Below are 25,123 nucleotides of genomic sequence, written 5' to 3'. Positions count from 1 at the left end.
TCGAGAAATGATCCTCTATTGGCCGCCGCCCTGCTTGCGCTAAACAGCCAGCGCAAGCAGGGCGGCGGCCGCTCGAACCTCGTCACCTGTCAAGTGTCCTCGGCGCAAAATGCGATTTTATTTGGCGGCTTATCTTGGGTGGATTGGGTAGATGCCGCCCTGGCCGATCGCCCGCTCGCGCGCTGCTACGCCCTGCTCGTCGATGAATACGCCAAGGTCGCCGGGGTCCCGGAAATCGAGCATGGTGGTCAGCAGGGTCAGGCTGGCCACGGAGGTGTCGCCGCGCGCGCGCAGCACCGCGAGCGCGGAAGAGAGGATCGTGCCACCTACGCACCAGCCAAGCGCGTTGAGCTTGTCGGCACCGCCGATGGCCAGCGCCACCTCGATCGCTTTCATCACCCCCAGGCTCAGGTAGTCGTCCCACGTGACGTGGGCGCAACTGGCATCGGGGTTGCGCCACGACACCAGGAAGACTGTGTAGCCTTGTCCGACGGCGAACCGCACAAACGAGTTCTCGGGCTGCAGGTCGAGGATGTAGAACTTGTTGATGGACGGCGGCACGATCAGCAGCGGGCGCGTTGCCACCCGCCGGGTCAGGGGTGCGTACTGGATCAGCTGGAACAGCGCGTTTTCGAACACCACCGCGCCTTCGGACACGGCCACGTTCTTGCCGATCTCGAACGCGGTCTCATCGGTGATCGACAGCCCGCCCTTGCGCATGTCCGCGAGCAGGTTGCCGAGCCCGGCCTTCAGGCTCTCGCCTTGCGTCTCGAATGCGAGCTGCATCACCTCCGGGTTGGTGGCGGCATAGTTGGCCGGGCTCATCGAGTCGATGAACTGGCGCGTATAGAAGCGCAGCCGTTGCCTGGCGGGTTCGTCCAGATCCGCGGCCTCCACCATGTCGCTGGCCAGCCTGGCGTTGAGCAGGTAGCTCTGCTTGAGCAGGCTGTAGGCGGGATTGTCGCGCCATTCGATGGCGCCGAAGCGGCGGTCGCCGCGCTCGGGTGCGACCACCGGCTCCGCCGGTTCGCCCGCGATGTTGACCATCATCCGTGTCCACAGCGCCAACTGCTGCTGGAAGTAGTTCAACTGCAGATCGGCGAAGGGGCCGGCGCCGGTCGGCGCCATGGCCTGCCACAGGCTTTGCCCCGACTTGATGAAACCCTGGACAAACTCATCAGGAACGTTGTAGGGGAATGCCATCGTTGTCTCCATTGCCCCGGGTCCCGCGGCGGCCTCCGGTGGCATTATCTGTGCGCGGCCGGACAGGGACGCCATTCAGGCCAGGTTGGCGCGGCGTAGTTTCGCCTTGAGCGCCCCGATCTCGTCCAGCAGGTCAAGCACGAGTGCAACGCCCGCGGGCCCCAGCTCCAGGTCGCGTGTCAAACGCAGCGCCGCGCGGGCGCGCGACAGGGCGGCGCCCTCAAAGCGCCAGCCCTGCGCATCCTCGCCGCGCGGCGTCAGCACGCCTTCCTCGACAAGGGCCACCACCTGCTCCATGTCGGCGTGACAGGCCACGCTCAGTTCGACCAGCGTGAACTGAACCTCTTCCTCGACAAGCACGCCTTGTAGCGTCGAACCGCTTTGATTGCTCATCGCATCAAGCCTCCGTTGAACGGCGCGGCGAAAAACCGCTAAAGGTCTTGGCCATCTCCCGGTACGCCTGCCTGGCCTGCTCCGTGTCGGCAGGCGGCAAGGCGATGGAGAGCACCGCGTACAGGTCGCCGGGCGGCGTGCTGGGAAGGCCCTTGCCCCTGAGCCGCAGCTTGCGGCCAGCCGACGAGCCCGGCGGCACGCTGAGTTGAAGCACGCTGCCGTCCGGCGTGGGTATGTCGACGCTGGCGCCCAGGGTAGCTTCCCAAGGGGCGACGGGCAGGTCCAGGTAGACGTCGCGATCGTCGACGCGGAACCGCGGGTGCGGCGCGATCTCGATCTCGAGGTACAGGTCGCCGGCGGGCGCGTCTCCAATCGCCGGGCCGCCTTGCCCGGCAAGCCGGAGATGCTGTCCCCCGCGAACGCCCTTGGGAATATTCACGTCCAGTTGCCGCTCCTGCAAGCGGACATGGCCGTTGGCGTCCACCTGCGGCGTGCGCAGCGAAATGGTGCGGCGCCCTCCCCGGTATGCGTCCTTCAGATCGATCTGCACCTTGGCGTGATGATCCGCCCCGGCCATACGGCCGGCATGGCGCGCGCCGCGGCCCTGCGCCGGCCTCGCCCCGAACAGCGATTCGAAGAAATCGCTGTGATCCATCTCCGGGTCGCGACCGGCATCGCCGCCGCTGAACTCGAAGCCGCTATCCCATCCCGGCGGCGGAGTGAACTCGCGGCCGTGCTTGTAGCGCGCCCCCACGTCGTCGTAGGCCGCGCGCTTTTCCGCGTCTTTCAGCGCCTCGTACGCTTCGGCCACGTCCTTGAACCGGGCTTCCGCATCCGGCTCCTTGCTGACGTCAGGGTGATACTTGCGCGCGAGCTTGCGGTAGGCACGCTTGATGTCATCCTGCGTGGCCGTGCGCTCCACGCCCAGCATCGCGTAGTAGTCCTTGAACTCCATGAGTGGCCCTCCGGCGGCTCGCGTGCGGGACGCGCACGGCGCTTGCGAACAACTTGTCACTGAGTATAGGCAAAGGGGGCGGCGTGCGCCTCTCAAGACGCACGCCGCGGGTGAGCGGGAGGGAAAGCGTCCGGGAACCGGCTATGTTGGTGGCAAGCCTTGTACTGGAGCGCCGTCATCAACGGCGTGATCTCCGTGCCGAGCATGGTCGTGACCATGCTGATGGCGGCGGCTGTCTGCGCCATGCTGGCGACAATGCGCGCATGAGGCCAACCCACGCGAAGTGCCAATAAAGACATCTGCGTGTCCGCCATCGTACCGACACCATGGCCGGTCGATGTCAGTCTCGGTCTATCGAATGCCGGGCGCGATCGGCGGCTGCGCGGATGCGCGGGCCAATGTCTGGCGCATGGCATGACCACCCTCCCTGGAGTCCAATCATGAATCCGTATGAACTTGACCACATCAGCAGCGGCCCGCGTGCCGCCATCGTCGGCAACATCGAGAAGAACGGCGCGGGGCCCGGGCCTTTCCTGATGGCTGCCGATACGCTGGAAGGCAACCCGGTGATCGGCCCGGGCGGCGACAAGCTCGGCAAGGTCGACCACATCATGCTGGACGTGCCCGGCGGGCGTATCGCCTATGCGGTGCTGTCCTTTGGCGGCTTCCTGGGCATGGGCGAAAAGCTCTTCGCCGTCCCCTGGTCCGCGCTGACGCTCGACATCCAGCGCAAGAGCTTCGTGCTGGGCATCGACAAGGAAGTGCTGGAGGCCGCGCCCGGTTTCGACAAGGACCATTGGCCAAGCATGGCGGACCCGCAGTGGGCCACCAGCATCCACGAATACTATGGCCGGCCGCCGTACTGGGAGCAGGACCGGTACGAGCGGGAGACGCAGCGCTGAGCGCGTGCGTCTCCCACCGTCTGGGGTAGCCCGAAGCGACGTGCGGCGGCGCCGCTCCGGCTCAGCGGAGCTGATCGAGGATCGCCGGATTCTCCAGCGTCGATATGTCTTGAGTAATCTCTTCGCCCTTCGCCAGCGAGCGCAGCAGGCGGCGCATGATCTTGCCCGAACGCGTCTTGGGCAGGTTGTCGCCGAACCGGATGTCCTTGGGTTTCGCAATCGGCCCGATCTCCTTGCTCACCCACGCGCGCAGCTCGTTGGCGATCTTCTCCGCCGCCTCGCCCTCCGGGCGCGCTCCCTTCAACACCACGAACGCGATCACGGTTTCGCCTGTGACCTCGTCCGGCCGCCCGACCACGGCAGCCTCGGCAACCAGCGCGTTCGCGGCCAGTGCCGACTCGATCTCCATCGTGCCGAGCCGGTGGCCGGACACATTGAGCACATCGTCGATGCGGCCCATGATGGTGAAGTAGCCCGTCTCGGGATCGCGCACCGCGCCATCGCCGGCAAGGTACAGCTTGCCGCCCAGCTCTTCCGGGAAGTAGCTGGTCCGATAGCGCTCCGGGTCGCCCCAGATGGTGCGCAGCATCGCGGGCCACGGCCGCTTGATGACCAGGATCCCGCCCTGGCCGGCAGGCACGTCCTGCCCGGTTTCATCGACGACCGCCGCCATGATGCCTGGCAGCGGCAGCGTGCACGAGCCCGGCACAAGCGGGGTCGCGCCCGGCAGCGGCGAGATCATGTGGCCGCCGGTCTCGGTCTGCCACCAGGTATCGACAATCGGGCAGCGTGATCCTCCGACGTTGGTGTAGTACCAGATCCACCCTTCCGGATTGATTGGCTCGCCGACGGTGCCGAGGATGCGCAGCGACGACAGGTCGTAGTTCGACGGGTGCACCTTCGCGTCGACCGCCGCGGCCTTGATGAGTGAACGAATCGCCGTTGGCGCGGTGTAGAAGACCGTGACCTTGTGCCTGGCGATCATGTCCCAGAAGCGGCCCGCGTTCGGGTAAGTCGGCACGCCTTCGAACATCACCTGGGTGCCGCCGACCGCGAGCGGGCCATAGGCGATATAGCTGTGGCCGGTGATCCAGCCAATGTCGGCGGTACACCAGAACACATCCGCGGGCTTCCAGTCGAAGGTCCACTTCATGGTCTGCGCGGCCCACAGCAAGAAGCCGCCGGTGCTGTGCTGGACCCCCTTGGGCCTGCCGGTCGACCCGGAGGTATACAGGATAAAGAGCGGATGCTCGGCGCCGACCCACTCCGGCTCGCAGGTGCCCGCTTCGGCCTGCGTCAATTCGTGCATCCACAGGTCGCGATCCGCGTTCCACTGCACCTTGCCCCCCGTGCGTTTGTACACGATCACGCTCTTCACCGCGTCGCAGCCGCCCTGCTCCAGGGCTTCGTCCGCGATATTCTTCAGCGGTAGTGCCTTGCCGCCGCGCATCTGTTCATCCGCGGTGACAAGTGCAACGGCGCCCACATCCACAAGGCGTTCGTGCAGCGATTTTGCCGAGAAGCCGCCGAACACAATCGAATGCGTCGCGCCGATCCGCGCGCACGCCTGCATGGCAACCACGCCTTCCACCGACATCGGCAGGTAGATCACCACGCGGTCGCCCTTCTTCACGCCCCGCTTCCTGAGCGCATTCGCGAAGCGGCACACACGTTGCAGCAGGTCCTGGTAGGTGACGGCGGCCACGGTGCCATCGTCGGCCTCGAAGACAATGGCAATGCGGTTGCCGCTGCCGGACTCGACATGGCGATCCAGGCAGTTATACGAGGCATTCAGCTCGCCATCCTCGAACCAGGTGTAAAAAGGTGCGTTCGACTCGTCGAGCACTTTGGAGAACGGCGTCTTCCAGGTCAGCGCCTGGCGCGCGAGACGCCCCCAGAAGCCGTCGTAGTCGCGTTCGGATTCAGCGAACAGCGTCTTGTACGCGTCCATGCCTGAGATGGCCGCATGGGCCGCCAGATCAGCGGGCGGCGGAAAGAGGCGGTGTTCCTGGAGAACCGATTCAATGGATTGCATTTCGTACTCCTGCGCGCAGGTTGGGCATAGGGCCACGCCATCCGCTTGCTCGCGCCGCGGGTTCGGGCATCCTGCGACAAGCGGATCAAGGCATTCAGCAAACGGTGCGCGCAATCGGCCCGGACGTCGGTACGCTGCCGTACCCGGTGCCGGCGGGATCAGATTCCCTGGCGAAAACCGAGGTAGTCCAGCGCCAGGTGTTTCTGCAGTGCGCGGGCCTGGCGCAAGGCGTCGCGCAAGGCGCGCCGCTCGCCCGCGTCCAGTTCGTTCGGGTCCACACGATTGTGCATGGCCGAGCCGCGTGCGAAACAGCGCTGCTGTGTCTTCAGGCGCAACGTCTGGATGCCATTGAACGCGCCGATCCACGCTTGCACATCCTGTGGCTCCAGGCGCCGCGCCTCGCCGGCGCGCCGGAGGCGATCGGCCGTATTGCTGGCGCGGGCGCGGCAAGCCAGGCCGTAGATGCGGGCCGCGTCGACGAACAGCGTGGCGGCATCCCGTTTCAGATCGATCGTACCGGCGAACTTCCCGCTCCTGGCCACCGCGAAGTCGCGCAGCAGGCCGAGCGGCGCTTTGCGCCGCAGCGCATTCTCGGTCATCTGGTACAGAAAGCGCGGGTTGTCCGGCGCCATGTCCGCGAGCCAGTCGATCAACGCCTGTGCCAGATCGTGCGCGCCATGAAGCGGCCTCAGGTCGAAGAAGATGGTGGCGTTGAGCAGCGCCCGCGGATCGCCTTCGATGATCCAGCTCGCGAAGCGCTCCCGCCATTCGTGCAGGTCGAGGCACCACTGCGGATTGCATGCCATGATTTGCCCGGTGCACAGCGGGAACCCGCAGGCGTCGAGCGCTTCGTTGATGCGTAGCGCCAGCGGCAGCATCCGTTGGCGCAGTGCCTGGGCGCCGCCGCTGCCAGCCAGGATGAGCCCGTTGTCCTGGTCGCTCGACAGCGTCTGTTCCTGGCGGCCTTCGCTGCCGAGCGCGATCCAGCACCAGCGTACGTCCTGCAACTGCTGCCCCGCACAGGCCAGGTCTATCACGCGCCGTGTCAACGCATCGTTCAGCGTCGAGATCAGCCGCGTAAGCGGCTCCGCTTCCGTCTCGCCCGCCACGCGATGCCAGAGCGCCCGGATCTCCGCGGCGGCCCGCTGCAGCCCGCCTCCGTCCTGCGCGCCGGCGATGCGGCGGCGGGCGCCCTCCATGTCTCGCATGAATGCGCCCGCCTGGGCATCGGGCGGGTCGAAAACGGCGTCGGGATGGATCGTGGGCGGCTCATTCATGGGTTGTACGTTCCTCAGTACCGGAGCCGCGCGTAAAGGGTCTGTTGCGCGGCATCGCGGGCATCCTTCAGGGTGACAATGCCTTTTTCCGCGAGCAGCGGGGTCATCTTGAGAAAGACCTCGCCAGTGACGATCGCGTCTCCCAGGGCGGTATGGCGGCCAATCACCGCCACGCCGAGACGGCTGGCGATCGCTTCCAGTGTGTGCTCGGTCTGATGGGGGTGGATCACCTGCGATAACAGCAGCGTATCGAGGACGGGTTGCGTGAAGGCGGTGCCGGTTCTTTCCTCCAGCATTTGCAGGAACTTCATGTCGAACGCGGCATTGTGCGCGACGAGCACGGTATCCGCGGCGAAACGGTGAAACTGCGGCAACACGGTTTCGATCATTGGCTGGCCATTGAGCATGGCGTGCGTGATGCCGTGAACCGCTATCGACCCGGCGCTCAGCGCGCCCCGCGGCTGGATCAGCTGCTCGAAACTCTCCCGCTGCAACAGCCGGCCGTTGACGATGCGCAAGGCGCCGATGGAGATGATTTCATCGCCGGCGGCAGGCTCCAGCCCCGTGGTCTCGGTATCGAACACCGTGTAGCTGAGTTGCGCGAGCAGGCACTGGTCGATTTCGGCGTTTTGTCCCGGCTGGTGGAACAGGTCGAAATCGTAGAACTCCGGGCGGCCTTGCTGTGCCGGCAGGCTGTCCAGCGCCGACCGCGGCTCGGAGACCGGCAGCATCAGACGGTAGCGGGCCATGTCGGGCGACGAGCCGGACGAACACACGGTCTCGCCGCCCTGACGCGCCATCAGCGCGCTCAGTGAGAGGGCCGCGCCGGCCTGCAATGGTGCGTTCTCCCACGCCCGCAGCATGTCGGCGGTTGGCGGCGCGCCGCGCCAGGTAAGGTCGAGATAGGCCAGACGGCCGGCACGGCACAGGCCGAAACGCAACTCGGTGACGCCGGCTTCGGTAGCGAGCCGCTGCGCCAGATAAGCCAGCGCCTGGGTCAAGGCATAGCTGTCCACCTTGAGCCACAGCGTGGCGTCGACCGCATCGCTGGCGGCTACGCTGAGCGACGGGCTGCCGATCCGCCGCAGCAGCAGCGCGAGCAGGTCGGCGCCGCGCATCTCTTCAAGCTCCTGATGGCTGTCCATCCCGGCGCCGCGCTGATCCACGGCACGGCCGATCTGGCCCACCAGGCGCTGCGATTCGTCGTCGATGATGCCGGTAAGCTGGGCTCGCTTCTCAGCGTTCATTGCCGGGAACGCCTGGAGGGTTTCCACCGCCGTAAGGAGATTCGCCAGCGTGGCGCGCGCATCTTGCGTGAGCGACTGCAGCAACGCGTCGCGGCGGTTGTCGGCCTCGACGTTGCGGGTGATGTCTTCCAGCGTCAGCACGAAGCCGTTGAGGGTATGCGCGCTGTCGAACACGGGTGCCATGTGCGCGCGCACGATCTGGCCCTGCGACAGCGTGGCGACGAATCCGGATACCGGCCGCGCCCCGCCGGCCCCGCCCTCGCGGAGCTGGTGCTGCAGCTGTTCCAGCGCGTGCAGGATGAGACCCCGCTCGATCACGCCGAACACGGAGCGGCCCAGGCCGATTGCCGCAATGCCAGCCGCGGGCGCGCCGCCCCGGCCAGCTTCCAGCAACTGCCTGGCGCTGTCGTTGTAGAGCAATATTCGCCCTTCGATATTGCAGACCAGCACGCTCAGCGCAAGCTCCGCCATGAGCGCGGCGAGCCGGTTCTTCTCCTCGGCCAGCGCGCGGTTCGCCAGCTCGATCCTGGCCTGCACGTCGTCGTGCACGGCCTGATGGGACGCCGCCAGCAGGTTAAGCTTGTCGACCAGGACGCGCACATCGCGCGCGCCCTGTGGCGCGATGCGATGACCGGGGTTGGCCGCAAGCAGCGCGGCGTCTTCGGCCAGCCGCGCGACCGGCGTCAGGTAGGCGTCGAACAGGGCTTTCAGGCCAATGCCCAGGCCAAGCAGCAGCAGCAACGCGAGGGCAATCCACAGCGCGCCGCGCTGCAGCAGCAACGCGCGCAACCAGGTGCGCTGCGCGTCCGGCAGGTCGATCGCGAGCGGCAGGAGGATCGCGCCGGCGAGCAGCAACTGCGCCAGGAAGAGCAGCGCCAATGTCACGCCGAAGCGGTGCCCGGCGATCCACGTTCGAATCATTCGAGGTCTCTCTGACAGCTCGCGAGCAATGCGCCCACCTTCTCAACCAGCTCCTTGGTGGAAAACGGCTTGGTGATGTACGCATCGGCGCCCAGCGCGAGGCCCTTGCTCACCTCAAGGTCCCGCCCCTTCGCCGATAGCATGACCACCCTGACCCGATCCCAGGCCTTGTTCTCGCGGATCTTCTGGCAGACCTCGAAGCCGCTGCGCAGCGGCAGCATGATGTCGAGCAGGACAAGATCGGGCTGGAACGCGGCCATCTGCGCCAGGGCTTCCTCCCCGTCGCGCGCGATGCCCACCTCGTAGCCGCTCTGCTGCATCAGGAATTCCAGGGAGATCACGATGTTCGGTTCGTCGTCGGCGATAAGGACTTTGTGGGTCATGACGTTGTCTCCGGTGCGTTCGGCAGCGGCAGCGTGAATACGAATACCGCGCCGTTGTCCTGCGTGGTCTCCAGCCACAGCGCACCGCCGAAATGGCGGATGATTTCCCGGCTGATCGGCAATCCGAGCCCGGTGCCCTGGGGCTTGCCCGCCAGCCTGTCGCCGCCCTGGCGGAACTTGTCGAAGATCAGCTCTCGATCCTGCGGGCGCACGCCGCAACCGTTGTCGCGCACCGCGACGCGCAAATCGCCGCCCGCCGCCTCCAGGCTCACCGCGACCCGGCCGTCCGCGCGGTCGCAGAACTTTGCCGCGTTCGACAGCAGGTTGAGCATCACCTGCATCAGCCGGTCGGGGTCGGCCAGTATCAGCGGGACCTGCGGCGGCAGGTGCAGCTCAAGCTGAATGCGCTGGTCCGCAAACAGTTGCCGGGTGGCGCTTACCGCATCCTCGATCACTTGTTTCAAGTCTAGTGGCACGGGGTGCCATTCGGTGCTGCCGGATTCGATCTTGGCAAGGTCGAGCACGTTGTTGATGAGACGTGTGAGGCGCTCGCTTTCCTTGATCACAATGTCAAGGTATTCGCTGCGCCTGGCAGCGGCAAGATCGGGATGGTCGCGAAGAATTTCGGAGAACGCGCGGATTGACGTAAGCGGGGTGCGCAACTCGTGCGTCACTGTCGAAATAAAGTCGTCCTTCATGTGATCAAGCTCGGTGAGCCGCATGTTGGCGGCCTTGAGTCCGGCCGATACCATCTCCAGTTCTCGCGATTTCTGTTCCAGTTGCCGGCTGTAGGCGACCGCTTGCGAGGTCTCATCCAGTATTGCCATGACTTCGTCCAGGCCGAGCGGCTCTTCATTCACCGCCGAGGCGATCATCGCGCGCGCCGATGCGGCGCCGATCGCACCTGCCAGCTGGATTTCCGCGAAATGCACCAGCGCGGCGTCGGCGGCCAGCGGGCTGGCGCCGGCACGCTCGCGGTGGAACCGCGCGTACGCTTCGTCGGCCCGTACGCCGCCAAGGAAGCGCCGCAACAACGCAAGTACCGCTTCGGCCGAAGCGCTGCCGCGCCACACATGGGAACCCAGTGCGCTGCCGCCGTGGGCATAGGCATCCACGAACAGGATGGCCTGCACCCGTTCCGCCGCGCTTTGCGGACTGGTGAGCGACACGCCGGCATAGCCGCCGACGTTCGCCAGCATGCTCCAGAACAGCGCATGCGAGACCGGGTCCAGCCCGGCCAGGCCAAACAGTTGCTGCGGCTTCAGCCACCCGATGCCGAACGGCCCGTATTCGACAAAACTGGCCGGCAGCCAGCCGGACTGCGCGAACGATGGCAGCAGGAGCGTGTACAGCCAGAGCAGGAAGCCTGCGCCGAGGCCAGCCAGCGCGCCGCGCCGCGTGCCGTTCTTCCAATAGATGGCGCCCAGCATCGCGGGCGCGAACTGCGCCACGGCCGCGAACGAGATCAGGCCGATCGAGACCAGCGCGTACGCTTCGCCGGCGAGGCGGAAGTAGGCGTATCCCAGCATCATCAACAGCACGATGGCCGCGCGCCGGATCGCGAGCAGCATCGCGCTGATATCGGCGCGATGGCCGAACCGCAGGGGCTTCAGGCGCAGCAGCAAGGGCATCACCAGGTCATTGCAGACCATGGTGCTGAGCGCGATGGTTTCGACGATGACCATGCCGGTCGCGGCCGACAGCCCGCCGATGAACACAAGGAGCGTCAGCGCCGGAGCGCCTTCCTGCAGCGGCAACGCCAGCACGAACATATCCGGGTCGACCTGGCCGCCCGGAAAGCGCAGCACGCCTGCGAAGGCGATCGGCAACACAAAGAGATTGATCGCCAGGAGGTACAAGGGCAGCATCCAGATGGCTTTCCTGAGGTGATTCTCGTCGACGTTCTCGACCACGGCGATCTGGAACTGGCGCGGCAGGAGCAGGATCGACAGCATCGACAGGAATACCAGCGCGGCCCAGCTGCCGAATGTCACGGTACCGCCATTCAATGTCAGGAGCGCCTTCAGCGCGGGAACCGCGCCCGCGCGCCCGAACAGATCCCCGAAGCCATCGTACAGGCCAAAGGTGACGAAGATCCCTACCGAGAGAAAGGCCGCCAGCTTTACCAGCGATTCAAACGCAATCGCGGCGACCATGCCCTCATGGCGCTCCGCAGCATCGATATGGCGGGCGCCGAACAGGATGGTGAATATGGCCAGCATCAGCGCGAGGTACAGCGTGGTGTCCGACCACACCGGCCCTGCCGTGCCGCGCCGGATGCCGATGTCGGCGGAATGCACCAGTACCGCCACGCTCGCCGAGACGGCCTTTAGTTGCAGCGCGATATAAGGCACGATGCCCACCACCGACACCAGCGTGACAAGGCCGCCAAGCAGCGCGCTCTTGCCGTATCGCGAAGCCAGGAAATCGGCAATCGACGTGATGCGGTTGTTCTTGCTGATACGGATGATCTTGCGCAGCACGGTCCACCATAGCGCCGCCATCAGTGTAGGGCCGAGGTAGATGGGCAAGAAGCCGATGCCGCTGACGGCGGCGCGGCCGACGCTGCCGTAGTATGTCCACGACGTGGCGTACACGGCCAGCGACAACGCATACAGGTATGGGTTGTTGATGACGCTGGCGCCCGCGTCCGAGCGCTTGTCGCCGTAATACGCAATGGCGAACAGCATGCCAAGGTACGTGAACGACGCCAGCGCAACGACCCAGCCCTGCAGCATGTCAGTCCCTCGGCGCAGGTGCGGGCGGGGCGAACTGAGGGTTTCCTTTTCGCGGTGCTTCCTGCTCCGCGGTGACTGCCAGCAGAACGATAAGCACCGCCCATGCGGCGAACAGATAGGCGTACAACAGCGGGATGCCGAACCAGGTGAGCGTGTTGTTGAACAGGGCCAGCAGCGGATAGTTGAACAGCAGCCAGCCCAGGGCAAACAGCGCGATCAGGCGGTGTCCGACAAGGTTGCGGCGCAACACGGCGCGTCCTTCAGTGGCCGGAAGCGCCCGACGCGCCAATGCCGGTTTCCGACCGGACTCTCTGCGCCTCGTACCCTGCGCGGTCAACCCGGGCACGATCGCTATTGTCGAGAATCGAGAACAGCCAGATGCCGACAAAGCCTGCGGTCATCGAAAACAAGGCAGGCGATGTGTACGGAAAGATCGCATCCTTGTAGCCGAATACATCCACCCAGACCGATTTGGAGACAATGGTCAGCCCGACCGCGGTGATCAGGCCGAGAAAGCCGCCGATGGTCGCGCCGCGCGTCGTGCAGTCTTTCCAGAGCACAGCCATGAACAGCACGGGGAAGGTAGCCGATGCCGCAACGGCAAAGGCCAGGGACACCATGAACGCGATGTTCTGCTTCTCGAACGCAATCCCGAGAATCACCGCCACGACGCCCAGCGCGACTGTCGTATACCGCGAAACGCGCAATTCCTTATCGCTGGCCGCCTTGCCTTTCTTGAACACGGTCGCATAAAGGTCATGCGAAACCGCAGTAGCGCCGGACAGCGTCAGCCCGGCGACCACGGCAAGAATCGTGGCGAAGGCCACCGCGGAGATAAAACCGAGGAACACATTGCCGCCAACGGCGTTCGCAAGGTGGATGGCAGCCATGTTGTTGCCGCCCAGCAAGCCGCCAAGCGCATCCTTATATACCGGGTTGGTGCTGACCAGCACGATGGCGCCAAAGCCGATGATGAATGTCAGCAGGTAGAAGTAGGCGATCCACGTCGTCGCCCAGAACACGGACTTGCGTGCTTCCTTGGCGCTTGGCACGGTAAAGAACCGCATCAGGATGTGCGGCAGCCCTGCCGTGCCGAACATCAGCGCCATGCCGAATGAAATGGCGGAAATCGGATCCTTGATGAAGGTGCCGGGACCCATGATGGCATCCTTCTTGGCATGGACGTCGACCGCCTTGGCAAACAGCGCTTCGGGATTGAAATGGAACTGCGCCAGCACCATGACTGCCATGAACGTCGCGCCCGCGAGCAGCAGGCCGGCCTTGATGATCTGGACCCATGTGGTCGCCGTCATGCCCCCGAACAGAACATAAACCATCATCAGCGTGCCGACGATCACCACGGCAAGCCAGTACTCCAGGCCGAACAGCAGCTTGATCAGCTGTCCGGCGCCGACCATCTGGGCAATCAGGTAGAACGCCACCACCACCAGCGTGCCCGAGGCCGCGAATACGCGGATCGGTGTCTGCTCGAAGCGATAGGCAGCCACGTCGGCGAAGGTGAAGCGGCCGAGGTTACGCAGCCGCTCGGCCATCAGGAAGGTGATGACGGGCCAGCCGACCAGAAAGCCGATCGAATAAATCAGGCCGTCATAGCCGTTCGAATAAACCGCGGCCGATATCCCGAGGAAAGATGCCGCGGACATATAGTCGCCCGCGATTGCCAGGCCGTTCTGGAAGCCGGTGATGCCGCCGCCGGCCGTATAGAAATCCGCGGCGGACTTGGTTTTGCTGGCGGCCCATTTCGTGATGAACAGGGTAAACACCACAAAGACAGCGAACATGGAGATCGCAGTCCAGTTGGTCGGCTGCTTCTGCATTTGGCCAAGGTCGCCGCCGGCTCCCCAGACCGCCCCGCACAGGGCAAGCAGCGTCAGTGTGCTCAGGATGCGGTTCCGGGTCGACATTACAGCACCTCCTTGCGAATCTGAGCCGTCAGGTCGTCGAATTCGCGATTGGCGCGCCAGACGTAGATGCCGGTGATGGCCACGGTAAATACGATCACAAAGAGTCCGATCGGAATACCCCAGGTCATCACGCCGTCGCCGATCCTGGTGGAAAGCAGGGTCTTGCCGAAGGCAACCAGGAGAATGTAGCCGTAATACACGACCATCATCATCCCGGCGAGCACCCATCCGTAGGTAGAACGGGTCGATACCAGCCGCTGATAGTTGGGATTGGACCGTATCCGCTGAACGAGATCTTCTTCCATGTCTTATCTCCGGTTCTTCGGGCAGGAGGTGCGCATGCGACGCGCTGTCTTCAGTCTTATGTCGAACAGCGGCAACAATCAATGGCGATATGCATGCAGCCCATGGGCAAGTGACGTAAAGCCGATCTTCGCTGCAGTCTCGTTCATGGCATCCGGCATGCGCGGAAAGTCAAAAGGCAACCGGCGGCATCATGCCCGGGATTGAAATAAGAATCGGTACGGTCCCGTACCGGTTGTCTTACGGCTTGATGCGCGCCCGCGTTTCGGCATTTCAGACTTCTTCTTCAGACATTCTCCGGACATTTGCCGGACAGTTTCCAGCTGAAGCGCGACGGCAGCAAAGCTGCCCGGCAGGACTGACACATTCGCTGGCGAGGCAGAGGCAGCAATGCGATATGGGTTCATCAGCCAAGTCCCGCAATCGCAAGCGGGCATGCCCGCTTGCGTACCGACGCGGTGCCGGCATTCACGTAGTGTCATGCGGAATGGCCGTGCCCCCATCGCGGGAATTTCCCGTGACGGCGCGCGAGACTGTTCCTCACGCCATCCGGCCCTGGATACGGCGACTGAAGAAGGCTCGCCAGACGGAGCCAGAGGAGACGGATGCCTGCGCCTGCGGCTTTTCATTCGCCCTGGGGCCGGGAGGCGGCGGCGCGATGTTTCCGCGCGCCGCGCATAGCAGGGTGGCATCGTCGCAATCGATCATCGCGGTGATGGTTTCACGCTGCAGGTCGGCAGGGTAGATCACGGGGAGGATTTCGCTAACGATGCGTTCACTCTCGAACGGCCCGAACCGGTAGATGTCATTGCCAGCCACTTCGGCAAAGAACCAGCTGGCCGGACTACTTCGATAGACAACGACGACGGCGCGACAAACTTCCTTTGACATACCCTTACCCCCAACCAGAATCTGGTTCTTTATCCCACATTCAATATGAAAATATCCGGACAGGGATCGATTCTATTTCTGTCAATTCTTATAAAATATCGCCAACCATCAAATCCGAATTTGAAACTGGTGGGGCCCCATACCGGACATCTTCCATAAAATCCCGGCGCCGAGTCTGGTATGTTGCGGCATGTGCGCCCCTACGTGTATTTATACCTTGTTTTTGAAATAATTACTGTCCGCAAGCGTACCAATTTGCAAAATCATATCGCCCTGGATTCCTGCCAAAAATCCGCCATCGCCGGTTGGCTCACCTATATTTCAATACATGGCCTTCCAACCCATTGCACGCATCTCGCCGGCAGAGAGCACATGTGACGGATCAACGGCCCCGGAAGGCTCAGGGGGGCGTGAGGCAGGCATTCGAAGAGCGTGACGCGTTCCGGCGCTGCCAAGAGAGGCACTCTGGCCGGGCTGGCGACGCAATCATGGCTCCGGTTCGGGCAAGAGAAGGATCATGGGAAACGCTGGCGGTAACTTGTGGATGCGATTCTGGGAAATCGCGAAACCTTACTGGTTCTCGCGGGAAAGATGGAAGGCCAGGCTGTTCCTTTTCCTGTTGGTCCTGCTGCTTCTTGGCCAGACCGGCGTCAATGTGCTGTTCAACGAGCAATCCGGCGAGTTCACGTCGGCGCTGGCGGCGAAGGATGCCGGCAGATTCTGGCACTCCATCCTCTTGTGCGTCTATGTCATGATCGCAGCCGTGCCGGTCTACGCTCTCTACTACTACGTCAGAAATACACTTGGCATCCACTGGCGGCGCTGGCTGACCAGCCACTACCTGGATAAATATTTCAGGAATCACGCTTTCTACAAACTGAACGCCAATACCGAGATAGACAACCCCGACCAGAGAATCTCGGAAGATATCAACACGTTCACAAACCAATCCCTGTATTTTCTATTGCTTGGCCTGGGGGCACTGTTACAGCTTTTTGCGTTTAGCGGCGTGCTCTGGTCGATCTCCAAGGAACTGGTCCTTTTTCTTGTCCTCTATGCAATCGCGGGCACGCTGGTCTCCATCTTCCTGTTCGGGAGAATCCTGATCGGGTTGAACTTCTACCAGTTGAAACGGGAAGCGGATTTCCGCTTCAGCCTGATCCGGGTACGCGAGAACGCTGAATCGATTACCTTTCATCGCGGCGAGGCACTTGAGTCCCTTCACGTGCGGGACCGTTTCGATCACGTCTTCGCGAATTTCAGCAAGCTCATCCGATGGCAACTGAACCTCAATCTGTTTCAGTATGCCTATGCATTCCTGACCATCATGCTGCCGAGTGCCATCGTGGCTTCGCGCGTGCTCTCGGGCGAGCTCGAAGTCGGCCGGGCCATCCAGGCAGCCGGCGCCTTTGCCGCGATACTGGCCGCGCTCACCGTCATCGTCGATAACTTTGAAAGCCTGAGCCGATTTGCCGCCGGACTCGACCGGCTGAGCACGTTCTCAGGTTCGCTGAAGGAAGCACCGGCGACGCCCAGGCAAGCCGGGGACCGGATCGAAGCCACGCGCGACTCGCGCCTGGCGCTCGAGCATGTCACCTTGCAAACGCCAAATTGCGAGCGGACCCTCGTCAGGGATCTCACCGTATCGATCAACCCCGGACAGGGATTGCTGATCGTGGGTGCGAGCGGAGGCGGCAAGAGTTCGCTGATGCGTGCGATAGCGGGGCTGTGGAACTGCGGCACCGGACGCATCGCAAGGCCGGAACTTGAGCAGATGCTGTTCCTGCCGCAGCATCCCTACATGGTGCTGGGAAGCCTGCGCAGCCAACTGCTGTACCCCAATCTCGATGACCGGAAGATATCCGACGAGGAACTCCTGCAACTGCTTGACGCGGTAAGCCTGCCGGACTTCGTGGAACGATTTGGCGGGCTGGATGCGGTTCTGGACTGGGGGAAGGTTCTCTCCGTGGGGGAACAACAGCGTCTTACCTTTGCCCGCGTGCTGCTTGCGCAACCACGCTATGCGATGCTGGATGAGGCCACCAGCGCCCTGGACATTGGCAATGAAGAACGTCTCTATTTCCAGTTATCCACCGCCCCGACGACGCTGGTCAGCGTCAGCCACCGGCCCACGCTCCTCAAATACCACCAACAGGTGCTGGAACTGAAGGGAAACGGCGATTGGGAACTCCACCGCTCCCGGAGCTACCGCTTCAGCTGGTAACTCCGGGAGGCGGTCCGGCAGCTCTCCTCTGCCAGGACGGACCGCCTACGGTTGCTTCCTGGATTCCTCCTTCGCGTCACCATACAAAGCCTGCGTGGAGCCGACGATCTGTTCTATCTTGCCGGCCAGCTCGGTCTTCTTGTTACCCGTTCCTTTGCCAAACATTGCCTTCATCTTCCCCTTTGCCTGTTCGATGCGACCCTTCACTTGATCTGAGTTCATGATCTTGCTCCTTGAAGACGGCGAATGGCCGGCCAGCGCTACGCCTGGCGCGTCATCGCGCGAACCACGAGACATCTTTCCAGGACAGTCAGGCTGACACCAATTTGCGGCAGTGTCGGTACGATGCCGGACAGTTGGCGATCGCCGTCGCCTGCCCCGTACCGGCGAAGGGCTCCCCCCTCATCCTTGTCCGTTGCCGGACAGACGCGCACCGGAAACTGGCGCACAAGTACGCATGCGATCGCGCCGCCAGCACTGGCGAGCCGCCGGCGAGATCATGGAATGTCCAAGGAGACCGATCATGAAACTCACCGCCCGCTATTTCCAGCCAAGGACGGCGTTCGTCCTGCCGTCCATCGCGTTTCTTTCGGCGCTGGCGCTGGCCGGTCCCGCCGGCGCCATCACGGCCACGGATGCCCAGGGTACCTCGCACGTTTTAAAGATTGCGAAGCAAGAGCGCATCGATATGCACATCAGCGACCTGCATGCGAAGCTCCAGATCACCCGCTCCCAGGAACAGCTCTGGCTGAAGGTCGCGCAGGTCATGCGCGACAACGCGAGCAGGATGGATTCGCTGCGTCAGGAGCGGGCTGACGACGTCAAAGGCATGACCGCCCTTGGCGACCTCAAGTCTTATGGCGAGATTGCCGACGCCCATGCCGATGGCATCAGGAAGCTCACGCCCGTGTTCCGGGACCTGTACGACAGCATGTCGGACGTACAGAAGAAGAATGCCGACCTGATCTTCCGGACCAGGGAGCAACATGCTTCGAGGAGGAACTGAATCCCGGACCCGGCTGGCAGCCGCGGGCGCAAGCAACGCGGTGCGGTCCGGGCTTCCACCCGAACACAGGAGATCATGATGAACACCTCAACAGCGCGGTCAAGGTGGATGCGCTCTGCGAGCGCGCGGACCGTCGCGGCATTCGGCCTGGCGATGGCCATCGGCGCCGTGTCGACGGCACCGGCCTTCGGCGAAGACCGCGACCACCATCCCAGCCAGCAGAACCATGGCAACCCGCATCCTTCAGCCCATCAGGGACATAACGGCGCGTGGCATGGCAACCAGCGCTACGATCACAATCACTATCGCGGCAACTACTATGACGACCAGCGCTATGGCTACGTCTATGCGCCGCCACCCGTGGCTTATGTACCTCAGCCGGCACCCGGCATCAGCCTGTTCTTTCCTTTGCAGATCCGCTAACCGGGTGATGCACAGGCAGCCTGGCATGTATCCCGCATGCCAGGCTGCAAGCCAAGGGTAAGCCTCGGGCAGCGTCATCCCCCCTCCCCCCTGCCGTCCCCCGGCAAGGTTTCCACGCGGCTCCACGCGCACTCCTGGCCGTGCAGCGCCTTCTGCTTCCGATATTGCTGCCCTATATTTATAGAGGCCGTCTGTTGTCGTCCCCGCAGTTCCGCGCGCGGGCAGACAACGCCAATGTGACCGGCAGTCAACCCAAACAGTATTGGGAGGCGAAGCGTGACTTCCGTCCAGGATCCCAAGGCCAACCACCTTCTGGCCGTGCTGCCGGAAGCGGAGTGGCTGCGCCTCGCGCCCCATCTGGTTCTGACCGATCTCCCGCTGGGCCATGTCGTGTACGAGTCGGGCGACCAGATGGCGAATGTGTACTTCCCGACCACGTCGATCGTCTCGCTGCTCTACGTGATGGAGGACGGCGCGTCCGCCGAGATTGCCATCGTCGGCAATGAGGGAATCGTCGGCATTGCCCTGTTCATGGGCGGCGAGACGACGCCGAGCCGGGCCATCGTGCAAAGCGGCGGCCACGGATACCGGCTAAATGCAAAGATCCTGAAACAGGAGTTCACCCGCGGCGGTCCCATACAGCATTTGCTGCTGCGATATACCCAGGCCTTGATCACCCAGATGGCCCAGACCGCCGTTTGCAACCGCCATCACTCCATCGAGCAGCAACTCTGCCGCTGGCTGCTGCTAAGCATCGACCGGCTGCCGTCCAACGAACTGACGATGACGCAGGAACTGATTTCGAACATGCTGGGCGTGCGGCGCTCGGGCGTCACCGAGGCGGCCTTGAAACTGCAGAACGCCGGCCTGATTCGATACAGCCATGGACATATTGCGGTGCTCGACCGGCCAGCGCTCGAAAAGCATGCCTGCGAGTGCTATGCCGTTGTGAAGCGCGAGTTCGACCGCCTGTTGCCCGGTAAACCTGCAACCTGAGAATCCCGGCGGCAAGGCGGTCGCGAAGCGGACCAGGACGAGCTTTCCCGGCGAGGTGGACATCGCCGGGGCAGTCGCCGCGGCGTCGCGCTGAACGTGGCGGGCCGCGCTTGCGGAAGACCCGCGTTGCCCGGCCCGCGCAGCCCTGCCCTTAATCTTCGCTCGTCCACTCCACCTGCACGCCCAGGCTGCGCAGGTTCTCGACGAAGCGGGGATGGGCCCGGCGGATCGGCGCCGCGTTGCGGATCTCGGACCGGCCGTCGATGCTGGCGGCCACCATGAACAACGCGATCGCCACCCGGATGATGTACGGGCTTTCCACCACCGCCGGCGTCAGCGGATTGCCGCCAAAGGTGATGAGCCGGTGCGGGTCGGACGAGAACACATGGGCGCCGAACTTCGACAGCTCGCCGGTCCAGCCCAGCGCGCCGTCGTACACCTTGTTCCAGAACATGGCGTTGCCCTGCGCGCGCACGCCCAGCGCGATAAAGATCGGCAGCAGGTCCACCGGGAAATACGGCCAGGGCGCGGCCTCGACCTTGGTGAGTACGTTGCTGGTGAAGGGCGTCTGCACTTTCAGCGGGCCGGCGCAGGTGGCGCGCGACCAGCCGTCCTCGTGCGTGATCTGCACGCCGAACTTGGCAAAGGTCCGGTCGATCAGCGGGAAATTGCCGGGCGCGCTGTTGCGCACGACAACATCGCCGCCGGTGATGGCGCCCAGCGCCAGGAAGGTCGTGATCTCGTGGAAATCCTCGTCGAAGGTGAACTCCCCGCCACGCAGGGCGTTGCCGCCGTGCACCGTCAGGCGCGAGGTGCCAATGCCTTCGATGCGCGCGCCGATCATCGCCATGAAGCGGCAGAACTCCTGCACATGCGGCTCCGATGCCGCATTGGTCAGCGTGGACGTGCCGCCCGCGGCGGCGGCGCACAGCACGAAGTTCTCCGTCGTGGTGACCGATGCGTAATCCAGCCAGTGGTCGGTGGGTGTCAGCAGGCCGGCACTGCGCACGAGCAGCGAGCCGTCGACACGCTCCACCTCGCCGCCGAAGCGGCGGAAGACGTCGACGTGCGGATCGATCTCGCGCACGCCAAGCGTACAGCCCTTGACGTTGTCCTCCAGCCGGGCAACGCCGAAGCGCGCCAGCAACGGGGGCACCAGCATGATCGAAGAGCGCATTTCCTCGGGCAGCCGATGGCGGGCAGCATCGAAGACGGTTTCGCAATGGTGCAGTTCCAGCGTGCCGGTGGCGTGGTCCATATGCACCTTGCTGCCCAAAGCGCGGAAGATATCGAGGATCTTGCGCACGTCGGTGATATCGGGCACGCCATGCAAGCGCAAAGGCTCATCGGTGAGCAGCGTGGCGCAGAGCACGGGCAGCACTGCATTCTTGTTGGCCGAGGGAGTAATACGGCCGCGGAGCGGCTTGCCGCCGTGCACGATGAGATTGGACATGGGATCAGGTATAGCGGGGCGGACCCGGACATTCCGGGACGAAGCCCAGCATTGTACTTGCTATGCGAATGCCGGAATGACGGGAATGGTGCGGAAACGGGTCTACGGTGCAGGCAAAGGCGCTTGTGGCCCCGCCGACACCACGTCATGCACGAAGCGAAGCTTGTCCACGACAAGCGGCGACAGCGCAAACGGGTAGCCATCCGGCAGCCCCAGGCTCCGGTTCAGGCTGTTGAGCACATAGGTGAGCGGAAACCACCGGTTCATGAGGCTGTCGAAGCTCGCATCCTCGACCGGCGTCTGGTCCGTCAGGGTCGGCTCCCCGGCGCTGCTTGGCTTGAGTGCAAGCCCGCACGCCGCGGCGGTGTCCACGGTATCGACAATGTGCAGGTAATGCGCCCAGGTTTCGGCCCAGTCCTCCCACGGGTGCACGGCCGCGTAGGCGCTGACGTAGGTCTGCTCCCATCCTTGCAGGACACCCAGGCCGTAATGCGCCTGCAGCGCCGCCCCATAGTCGGCCCGCTCATCGCCGAACCGCTCCCGGAACGCTTCCAGCCAGCGCGTGCCGGCAATCAGGCGGTCGAAATAGTAATGGCCAATCTCGTGGCGGAAGTGGCCGAGCAAGGTACGGTAGGGCTCACCCATCCGGGAGCGGGTCATTTCACGATGGGCATCGTCGGCTTCCGCGATGTTCATGGTGATGAGGCCCTTGTCGTGCCCCGTCATCACGCGTTTGCCACCGGCATCTTCGAGGAAATCGATCTGCAAGCCATTTTCGGGATCTTCCTCCCGGGACACGACGGGCAATCCCAATGCCACAAGGGTATAGAGCACGCGGCGTTTCGCGGTCTCCAGGCGCGCCCAGTACAGGCGGTTGTTTGGCATCGCGAGATTTGGCGTGGTGCGGGTCAGCTTGCAGGCCTGGCAAAGCGCATCCTCCGAACCAGCGGGGATCATCCAGTTGCACACACCGTGCACCGCATAGTTTTCGCACTGCTTGTAGAGCCGGTCGTCCGCGCCGGCATGCAGGCTCCGCCACACGTTGCCTTCGGCGGGTTCGAAGGCCCTGATCTGCGCGTCCTCGCAGACGTAGCCAAGGAGGGCATTGCAGCGTTCACAGATGACATTCTCGAAGAAGACATGGTTGGAGCAATTGCCGCAGTGAAAAGTCTTCATGAACGGTTTGACTCAGTAGGGCATGGCGCAGCCAGGCAGAACCGGGCAACAGGTCACGACGCGATGGGATCGGCCGCCGCCACGCAAGGCGGGTTTTCCTCGTGCCCGCGGATCACGAGCGATACGCCTCGCCTGGCAGCCATCACGGCGCCGATGCTCGCCGCCTCCTCGCGTGTTTCGTACTGAAGAATGGCCGTGGCGGCGCCATCGACCTTCAATGCCCAGCCCCCGCCTGCGGGGAATACTACGAAATCGCGAAACATCTGTTTCTCCGGCTGCGTGCGTTACAGCAAGGGTAGGCAGTGCGCGCCCGTCCGGCAATTGGGCGCCGTCCTACAAGCCCGGTACCGGGAGCCACCCGCGCATTTCGCCGCGATATCATGTGGATCGCAAGCAAGCCATGCCTGACCGGCCAACGCTCAGGTCCGAATGCCCAACGCGTGGAGCGGCAATGCAGATCGAGCAGATTGCGCAGATTGACTGGACGACAATCCGTACCGGCGCGGCCGACGCGCTGCATGACACCCTGGTCGAGGTGACAGGCTGGATGATGCCGCTGGATCCCGCGGAAAAGACTGCCGACTATGCCTTGCTCACCGCCGAGGCGCCATGCTGCGGCGGGTGCGTGCCACGCGATCCGCTGGCCTGCATCGAGGTGTACCTCGCGGCGCCGCTCGCGCGGCAAGAGCGCGCTGTTTGCCTGCGAGGGCGTTTGCTGCGGCTGCGCGACGATCCGGCGGGCTGGCGCTATCAGTTGGTGGAAGCCTCGGCGCTTGCGCCCGCGCCGCAAGCAGGGGTGGCGCCGATAAGCCGGCGCGTGTTCCTGGCGTCCGGCGCGGCGCTCGGGCTTGCCGCCTGCGCGCCGGGACGCTTCGCCGGCTACACCGAAGCGCGCGAGTCATCCGCGGCATCCACCCCACAAGCGGCTGACGCTGCCGCCAGATGGGCGCCGCCCGCCAACGCGCTGACGATCGACATGCACAGCCACGGCGGCCGCGTGACCGTCTCGCGCGATCCCGCCATCGGCGCGGACCGTCCCTTCCAGCCTCTCGCCGCGCCGATGCGCGCCGGCGGCATGAACGTGATCTGCCTGGCGATCGTGACCGACACCACCGTCACGCGCGTGTCCGCGGACCGCTCGCGCTTCGAAGCGTGGCGAGCGCCGGAGGAGGGCGAGCTTTACGCGCTCGGCGTGGCCGAATTCGCGCGCGCGCACCGGCTGATCGAGCGTGAGCAGATGCATGTGGTGATAGACGCGGCGTCCCTGGCCGCCCGTGGCCGCGCCGGGCCGTGCGCGATCATCGCTTCCGAAGGCGCCGATTTTCTTGAAGGCAGACTGGAGCGCGTCGACGAAGCGTACGCGATGCACCAGTTGCGCCACCTGCAGCTGACGCACTACCGCGTCAACGAACTCGGCGATATCCAGACCGAGACGCCGGTGCACGGCGGCCTGACGGATTTTGGCGCCGAGGTGGTGCGGCGCTGCAATGCGCGAGGCATCGTCGTCGACGTCGCGCACGGCACCTATGCGCTGGTGAAGCGCGCCGCGGCGACGTCCACCAGGCCGCTGGTGATCTCGCACTCCGCGCTGGCGACGCGTCCGGGCACGCGCAGCCGGCTGATCACGCCCGACCACGCCCGCGTGATCGCCGGCACCGGCGGCGTGATCGGCGTCTGGCCCAGTTCAGGCACCTTCCGCGACCTGCGCGCGATGGCCGAGGGCATCAAGCGGATGGCCGACGTGGTTGGCGTCGAACATGTCGGCCTGGGCACGGACATGCTCGGCTTTATTTCCCCACCGGTGTTCAGGAGTTACGAGCAATTGCCTTCGCTGGCCGATGCGCTGCTGGCGGCGGGCTTCACGCAAGACGAAATGATCGGGATTCTCGGCGGCAACTACCGGCGGGTATTCGAAGCCTCGGTCGGCTAGGCGCCGCCGCGCAGCCGCCGGTATTCCTCGCGGCCAACATAGCACGCGGCGCCAGCCGCCATCAGCGCCAGTACATACCAGGTAATGGCATAGCCGAGATGGTTGTTGTTGAAGGTGACCACCGTCAGGCCGCCTTCCGGCCAGACGCGCTTGCTGCCTTCGCCGCCCGGCGCGGCCGCATCCGCGTCGATGAAATACGGCGCCACATTCGAGAGCCCGCGGGCGGCGGCAATGGCGGGCACATCGCGCCCGTACCAGAGGCCGGCCGCCGGGTCGTTGTGGCGCAGGAATCCGTTGCCGGGCTCGCTGAAGCGCAACAGGCCGGTCACCGTGGTCTCTCCGGCCGGGTCGCTCCCGCTGCGTGTGGCGCGATCGCGCTGCTCCGGCGGCACAAAGCCCCGGTTGACCAGCACCACGCTGCCGTCCGCCGCGCGCAGCGGCGTCAGCACCCAGAAGCCGCCACCCAGTTCCGTCACGGCCTGGACCAGGGTCTCGCGGTCATGCAGGAACGTGCCGGTCACTTGCACGCGCCGGTATTCGTCGTCCGTCTTGTTCAGGCGCGGCCACTGACCGGGGCCCGGCGCCGCTGTGGCGGGGGCATGCACCCGCTGGTTCACGCGTTCGATGAGGTCGAGCTTCCAGGCGCGCCGCTGGACTTGCCAGGTGCCAAGCGCAGCCAGCCCGGCAACCGCGATAGCGGCAATCAGGGCCAGCACGATCAGTGCACCGGCGGTTCGTCTGC

Annotated in this window: 22 protein-coding genes and 1 pseudogene; 6 read left to right on the top strand and 17 right to left on the bottom strand. The window is 64.3% G+C overall.

Translation table 11 applies throughout. The annotated features are described in order from the left end of the window. Positions 1–147: 147 nt before the first annotated feature. The 3 genes and pseudogenes from AC1DS6_RS33210 to AC1DS6_RS33200 all read right to left on the bottom strand — a co-directional run. Positions 148–1,203 (bottom strand): annotated as a pseudogene (locus tag AC1DS6_RS33210) (PHA/PHB synthase family protein); the annotation flags it as partial. A gap of 75 nt (positions 1,204–1,278) precedes the next feature. Next, the gene (locus AC1DS6_RS33205; RefSeq protein ID WP_441625951.1) at positions 1,279–1,596 is read right to left on the bottom strand and encodes a chaperone modulator CbpM; all 318 of its coding nucleotides are present in this window, start codon (positions 1,594–1,596) and stop codon (positions 1,279–1,281) included. 4 nt (positions 1,597–1,600) lie between these two features. Further along, entirely contained in the window at positions 1,601–2,551 is a 951-nt protein-coding gene (locus tag AC1DS6_RS33200) for a DnaJ C-terminal domain-containing protein (RefSeq protein ID WP_441625949.1), read from the bottom strand. 440 nt (positions 2,552–2,991) lie between these two features. Between AC1DS6_RS33200 and AC1DS6_RS33195 the strand changes: the two genes are divergently transcribed. After that, positions 2,992–3,453 carry a PRC-barrel domain-containing protein gene (locus tag AC1DS6_RS33195; protein WP_477103993.1) on the top strand — a complete coding sequence of 154 codons (462 nt, stop codon included), beginning with the start codon at positions 2,992–2,994 and terminating at the stop codon, positions 3,451–3,453. Between the two features lie 61 nt (positions 3,454–3,514). On the opposite strand, the gene acs is transcribed toward AC1DS6_RS33195, so the two are convergent. From acs to AC1DS6_RS33150, 9 genes are all read right to left on the bottom strand, one after another. Beyond that, positions 3,515–5,488, bottom strand: a complete 1,974-nt coding sequence (gene acs / locus AC1DS6_RS33190; protein ID WP_477103992.1) for an acetate--CoA ligase — start codon at positions 5,486–5,488, stop codon at positions 3,515–3,517. 158 nt (positions 5,489–5,646) lie between these two features. Continuing rightward, positions 5,647–6,765: a DUF294 nucleotidyltransferase-like domain-containing protein gene (locus tag AC1DS6_RS33185; protein ID WP_477103991.1), complete on the bottom strand. Its 1,119-nt coding sequence runs from the start codon at positions 6,763–6,765 to the stop codon at positions 5,647–5,649. Positions 6,766–6,779: 14 nt separating this feature from the next. Continuing rightward, positions 6,780–8,933: a 3'-5' exonuclease gene (locus AC1DS6_RS33180; RefSeq protein WP_477103990.1), complete on the bottom strand. Its 2,154-nt coding sequence runs from the start codon at positions 8,931–8,933 to the stop codon at positions 6,780–6,782. Then, complete coding sequence (locus tag AC1DS6_RS33175) at positions 8,930–9,316, bottom strand: response regulator transcription factor (protein ID WP_477103989.1); 387 nt, start codon at positions 9,314–9,316, stop codon at positions 8,930–8,932. The genes AC1DS6_RS33180 and AC1DS6_RS33175 overlap by 4 nt, the downstream gene beginning before the upstream one ends. Continuing rightward, positions 9,313–12,054 (bottom strand): ATP-binding protein, encoded by a 2,742-nt coding sequence (locus AC1DS6_RS33170; RefSeq protein ID WP_477103988.1) that lies wholly within the window; start codon positions 12,052–12,054, stop codon positions 9,313–9,315. Before AC1DS6_RS33170 ends, AC1DS6_RS33175 begins: the two co-directional genes overlap by 4 nt. A gap of 1 nt (position 12,055) precedes the next feature. After that, the gene (locus tag AC1DS6_RS33165; RefSeq protein WP_441625935.1) at positions 12,056–12,304 is read right to left on the bottom strand and encodes a hypothetical protein; all 249 of its coding nucleotides are present in this window, start codon (positions 12,302–12,304) and stop codon (positions 12,056–12,058) included. A gap of 10 nt (positions 12,305–12,314) precedes the next feature. Then, positions 12,315–13,979: a cation acetate symporter gene (locus AC1DS6_RS33160; RefSeq protein WP_441625933.1), complete on the bottom strand. Its 1,665-nt coding sequence runs from the start codon at positions 13,977–13,979 to the stop codon at positions 12,315–12,317. Further along, positions 13,979–14,284 carry a DUF485 domain-containing protein gene (locus AC1DS6_RS33155; protein ID WP_441625931.1) on the bottom strand — a complete coding sequence of 102 codons (306 nt, stop codon included), beginning with the start codon at positions 14,282–14,284 and terminating at the stop codon, positions 13,979–13,981. The genes AC1DS6_RS33160 and AC1DS6_RS33155 overlap by 1 nt, the downstream gene beginning before the upstream one ends. Before the next feature lie 538 nt (positions 14,285–14,822). Further along, positions 14,823–15,173: a hypothetical protein gene (locus AC1DS6_RS33150; RefSeq protein WP_477103987.1), complete on the bottom strand. Its 351-nt coding sequence runs from the start codon at positions 15,171–15,173 to the stop codon at positions 14,823–14,825. A 517-nt stretch (positions 15,174–15,690) separates the two neighbouring features. Between AC1DS6_RS33150 and AC1DS6_RS33145 the strand changes: the two genes are divergently transcribed. After that, positions 15,691–17,397, top strand: coding sequence for an ABC transporter ATP-binding protein/permease (locus AC1DS6_RS33145; RefSeq protein ID WP_477103986.1), 1,707 nt, complete (start codon positions 15,691–15,693; stop codon positions 17,395–17,397). Between the two features lie 45 nt (positions 17,398–17,442). Here the strand turns inward: AC1DS6_RS33145 and AC1DS6_RS33140 are convergent, their stop codons facing one another. Next, positions 17,443–17,619 (bottom strand): CsbD family protein, encoded by a 177-nt coding sequence (locus tag AC1DS6_RS33140; RefSeq protein WP_477103985.1) that lies wholly within the window; start codon positions 17,617–17,619, stop codon positions 17,443–17,445. Positions 17,620–17,920: 301 nt separating this feature from the next. Between AC1DS6_RS33140 and AC1DS6_RS33135 the strand changes: the two genes are divergently transcribed. From AC1DS6_RS33135 to AC1DS6_RS33125, 3 genes are all read left to right on the top strand, one after another. Then, a complete protein-coding gene (locus tag AC1DS6_RS33135) occupies positions 17,921–18,403 on the top strand; it encodes a Spy/CpxP family protein refolding chaperone (protein WP_477103984.1) in 483 nt (160 codons plus the stop codon). Between the two features lie 78 nt (positions 18,404–18,481). After that, positions 18,482–18,826: a hypothetical protein gene (locus AC1DS6_RS33130; RefSeq protein ID WP_441625921.1), complete on the top strand. Its 345-nt coding sequence runs from the start codon at positions 18,482–18,484 to the stop codon at positions 18,824–18,826. A 276-nt stretch (positions 18,827–19,102) separates the two neighbouring features. Beyond that, entirely contained in the window at positions 19,103–19,822 is a 720-nt protein-coding gene (locus tag AC1DS6_RS33125; protein ID WP_441625919.1) for a Crp/Fnr family transcriptional regulator, read from the top strand. 151 nt (positions 19,823–19,973) lie between these two features. On the opposite strand, the gene AC1DS6_RS33120 is transcribed toward AC1DS6_RS33125, so the two are convergent. The 3 genes from AC1DS6_RS33120 to AC1DS6_RS33110 form a co-directional block, all read right to left on the bottom strand. Next, entirely contained in the window at positions 19,974–21,275 is a 1,302-nt protein-coding gene (locus AC1DS6_RS33120; RefSeq protein ID WP_441625917.1) for a UDP-N-acetylglucosamine 1-carboxyvinyltransferase, read from the bottom strand. A gap of 102 nt (positions 21,276–21,377) precedes the next feature. Further along, the gene (locus AC1DS6_RS33115) at positions 21,378–22,451 is read right to left on the bottom strand and encodes a zinc-binding metallopeptidase family protein (protein ID WP_477103983.1); all 1,074 of its coding nucleotides are present in this window, start codon (positions 22,449–22,451) and stop codon (positions 21,378–21,380) included. A 53-nt stretch (positions 22,452–22,504) separates the two neighbouring features. Further along, on the bottom strand, positions 22,505–22,714 hold the full coding sequence (locus AC1DS6_RS33110) for a DUF2188 domain-containing protein (protein ID WP_441625913.1): 210 nt from the start codon (positions 22,712–22,714) through the stop codon (positions 22,505–22,507). Positions 22,715–22,902: 188 nt separating this feature from the next. Here AC1DS6_RS33110 and AC1DS6_RS33105 point away from each other — a divergent pair, with 188 nt between their 5' ends. Next, positions 22,903–24,381: a dipeptidase gene (locus AC1DS6_RS33105; RefSeq protein WP_477103982.1), complete on the top strand. Its 1,479-nt coding sequence runs from the start codon at positions 22,903–22,905 to the stop codon at positions 24,379–24,381. On the opposite strand, the gene AC1DS6_RS33100 is transcribed toward AC1DS6_RS33105, so the two are convergent. Next, entirely contained in the window at positions 24,378–25,097 is a 720-nt protein-coding gene (locus tag AC1DS6_RS33100) for an SURF1 family protein (protein WP_441625909.1), read from the bottom strand. The two genes, AC1DS6_RS33105 and AC1DS6_RS33100, sit on opposite strands and share 4 nt — an antisense overlap. Positions 25,098–25,123: the final 26 nt, after the last annotated feature.

This window comes from Cupriavidus sp. 05L310, assembly GCF_056398185.1.
The sequence above is the reverse complement of the archived record's forward strand: the minus strand, read 5'-3'. Positions and strand labels throughout refer to the sequence as shown.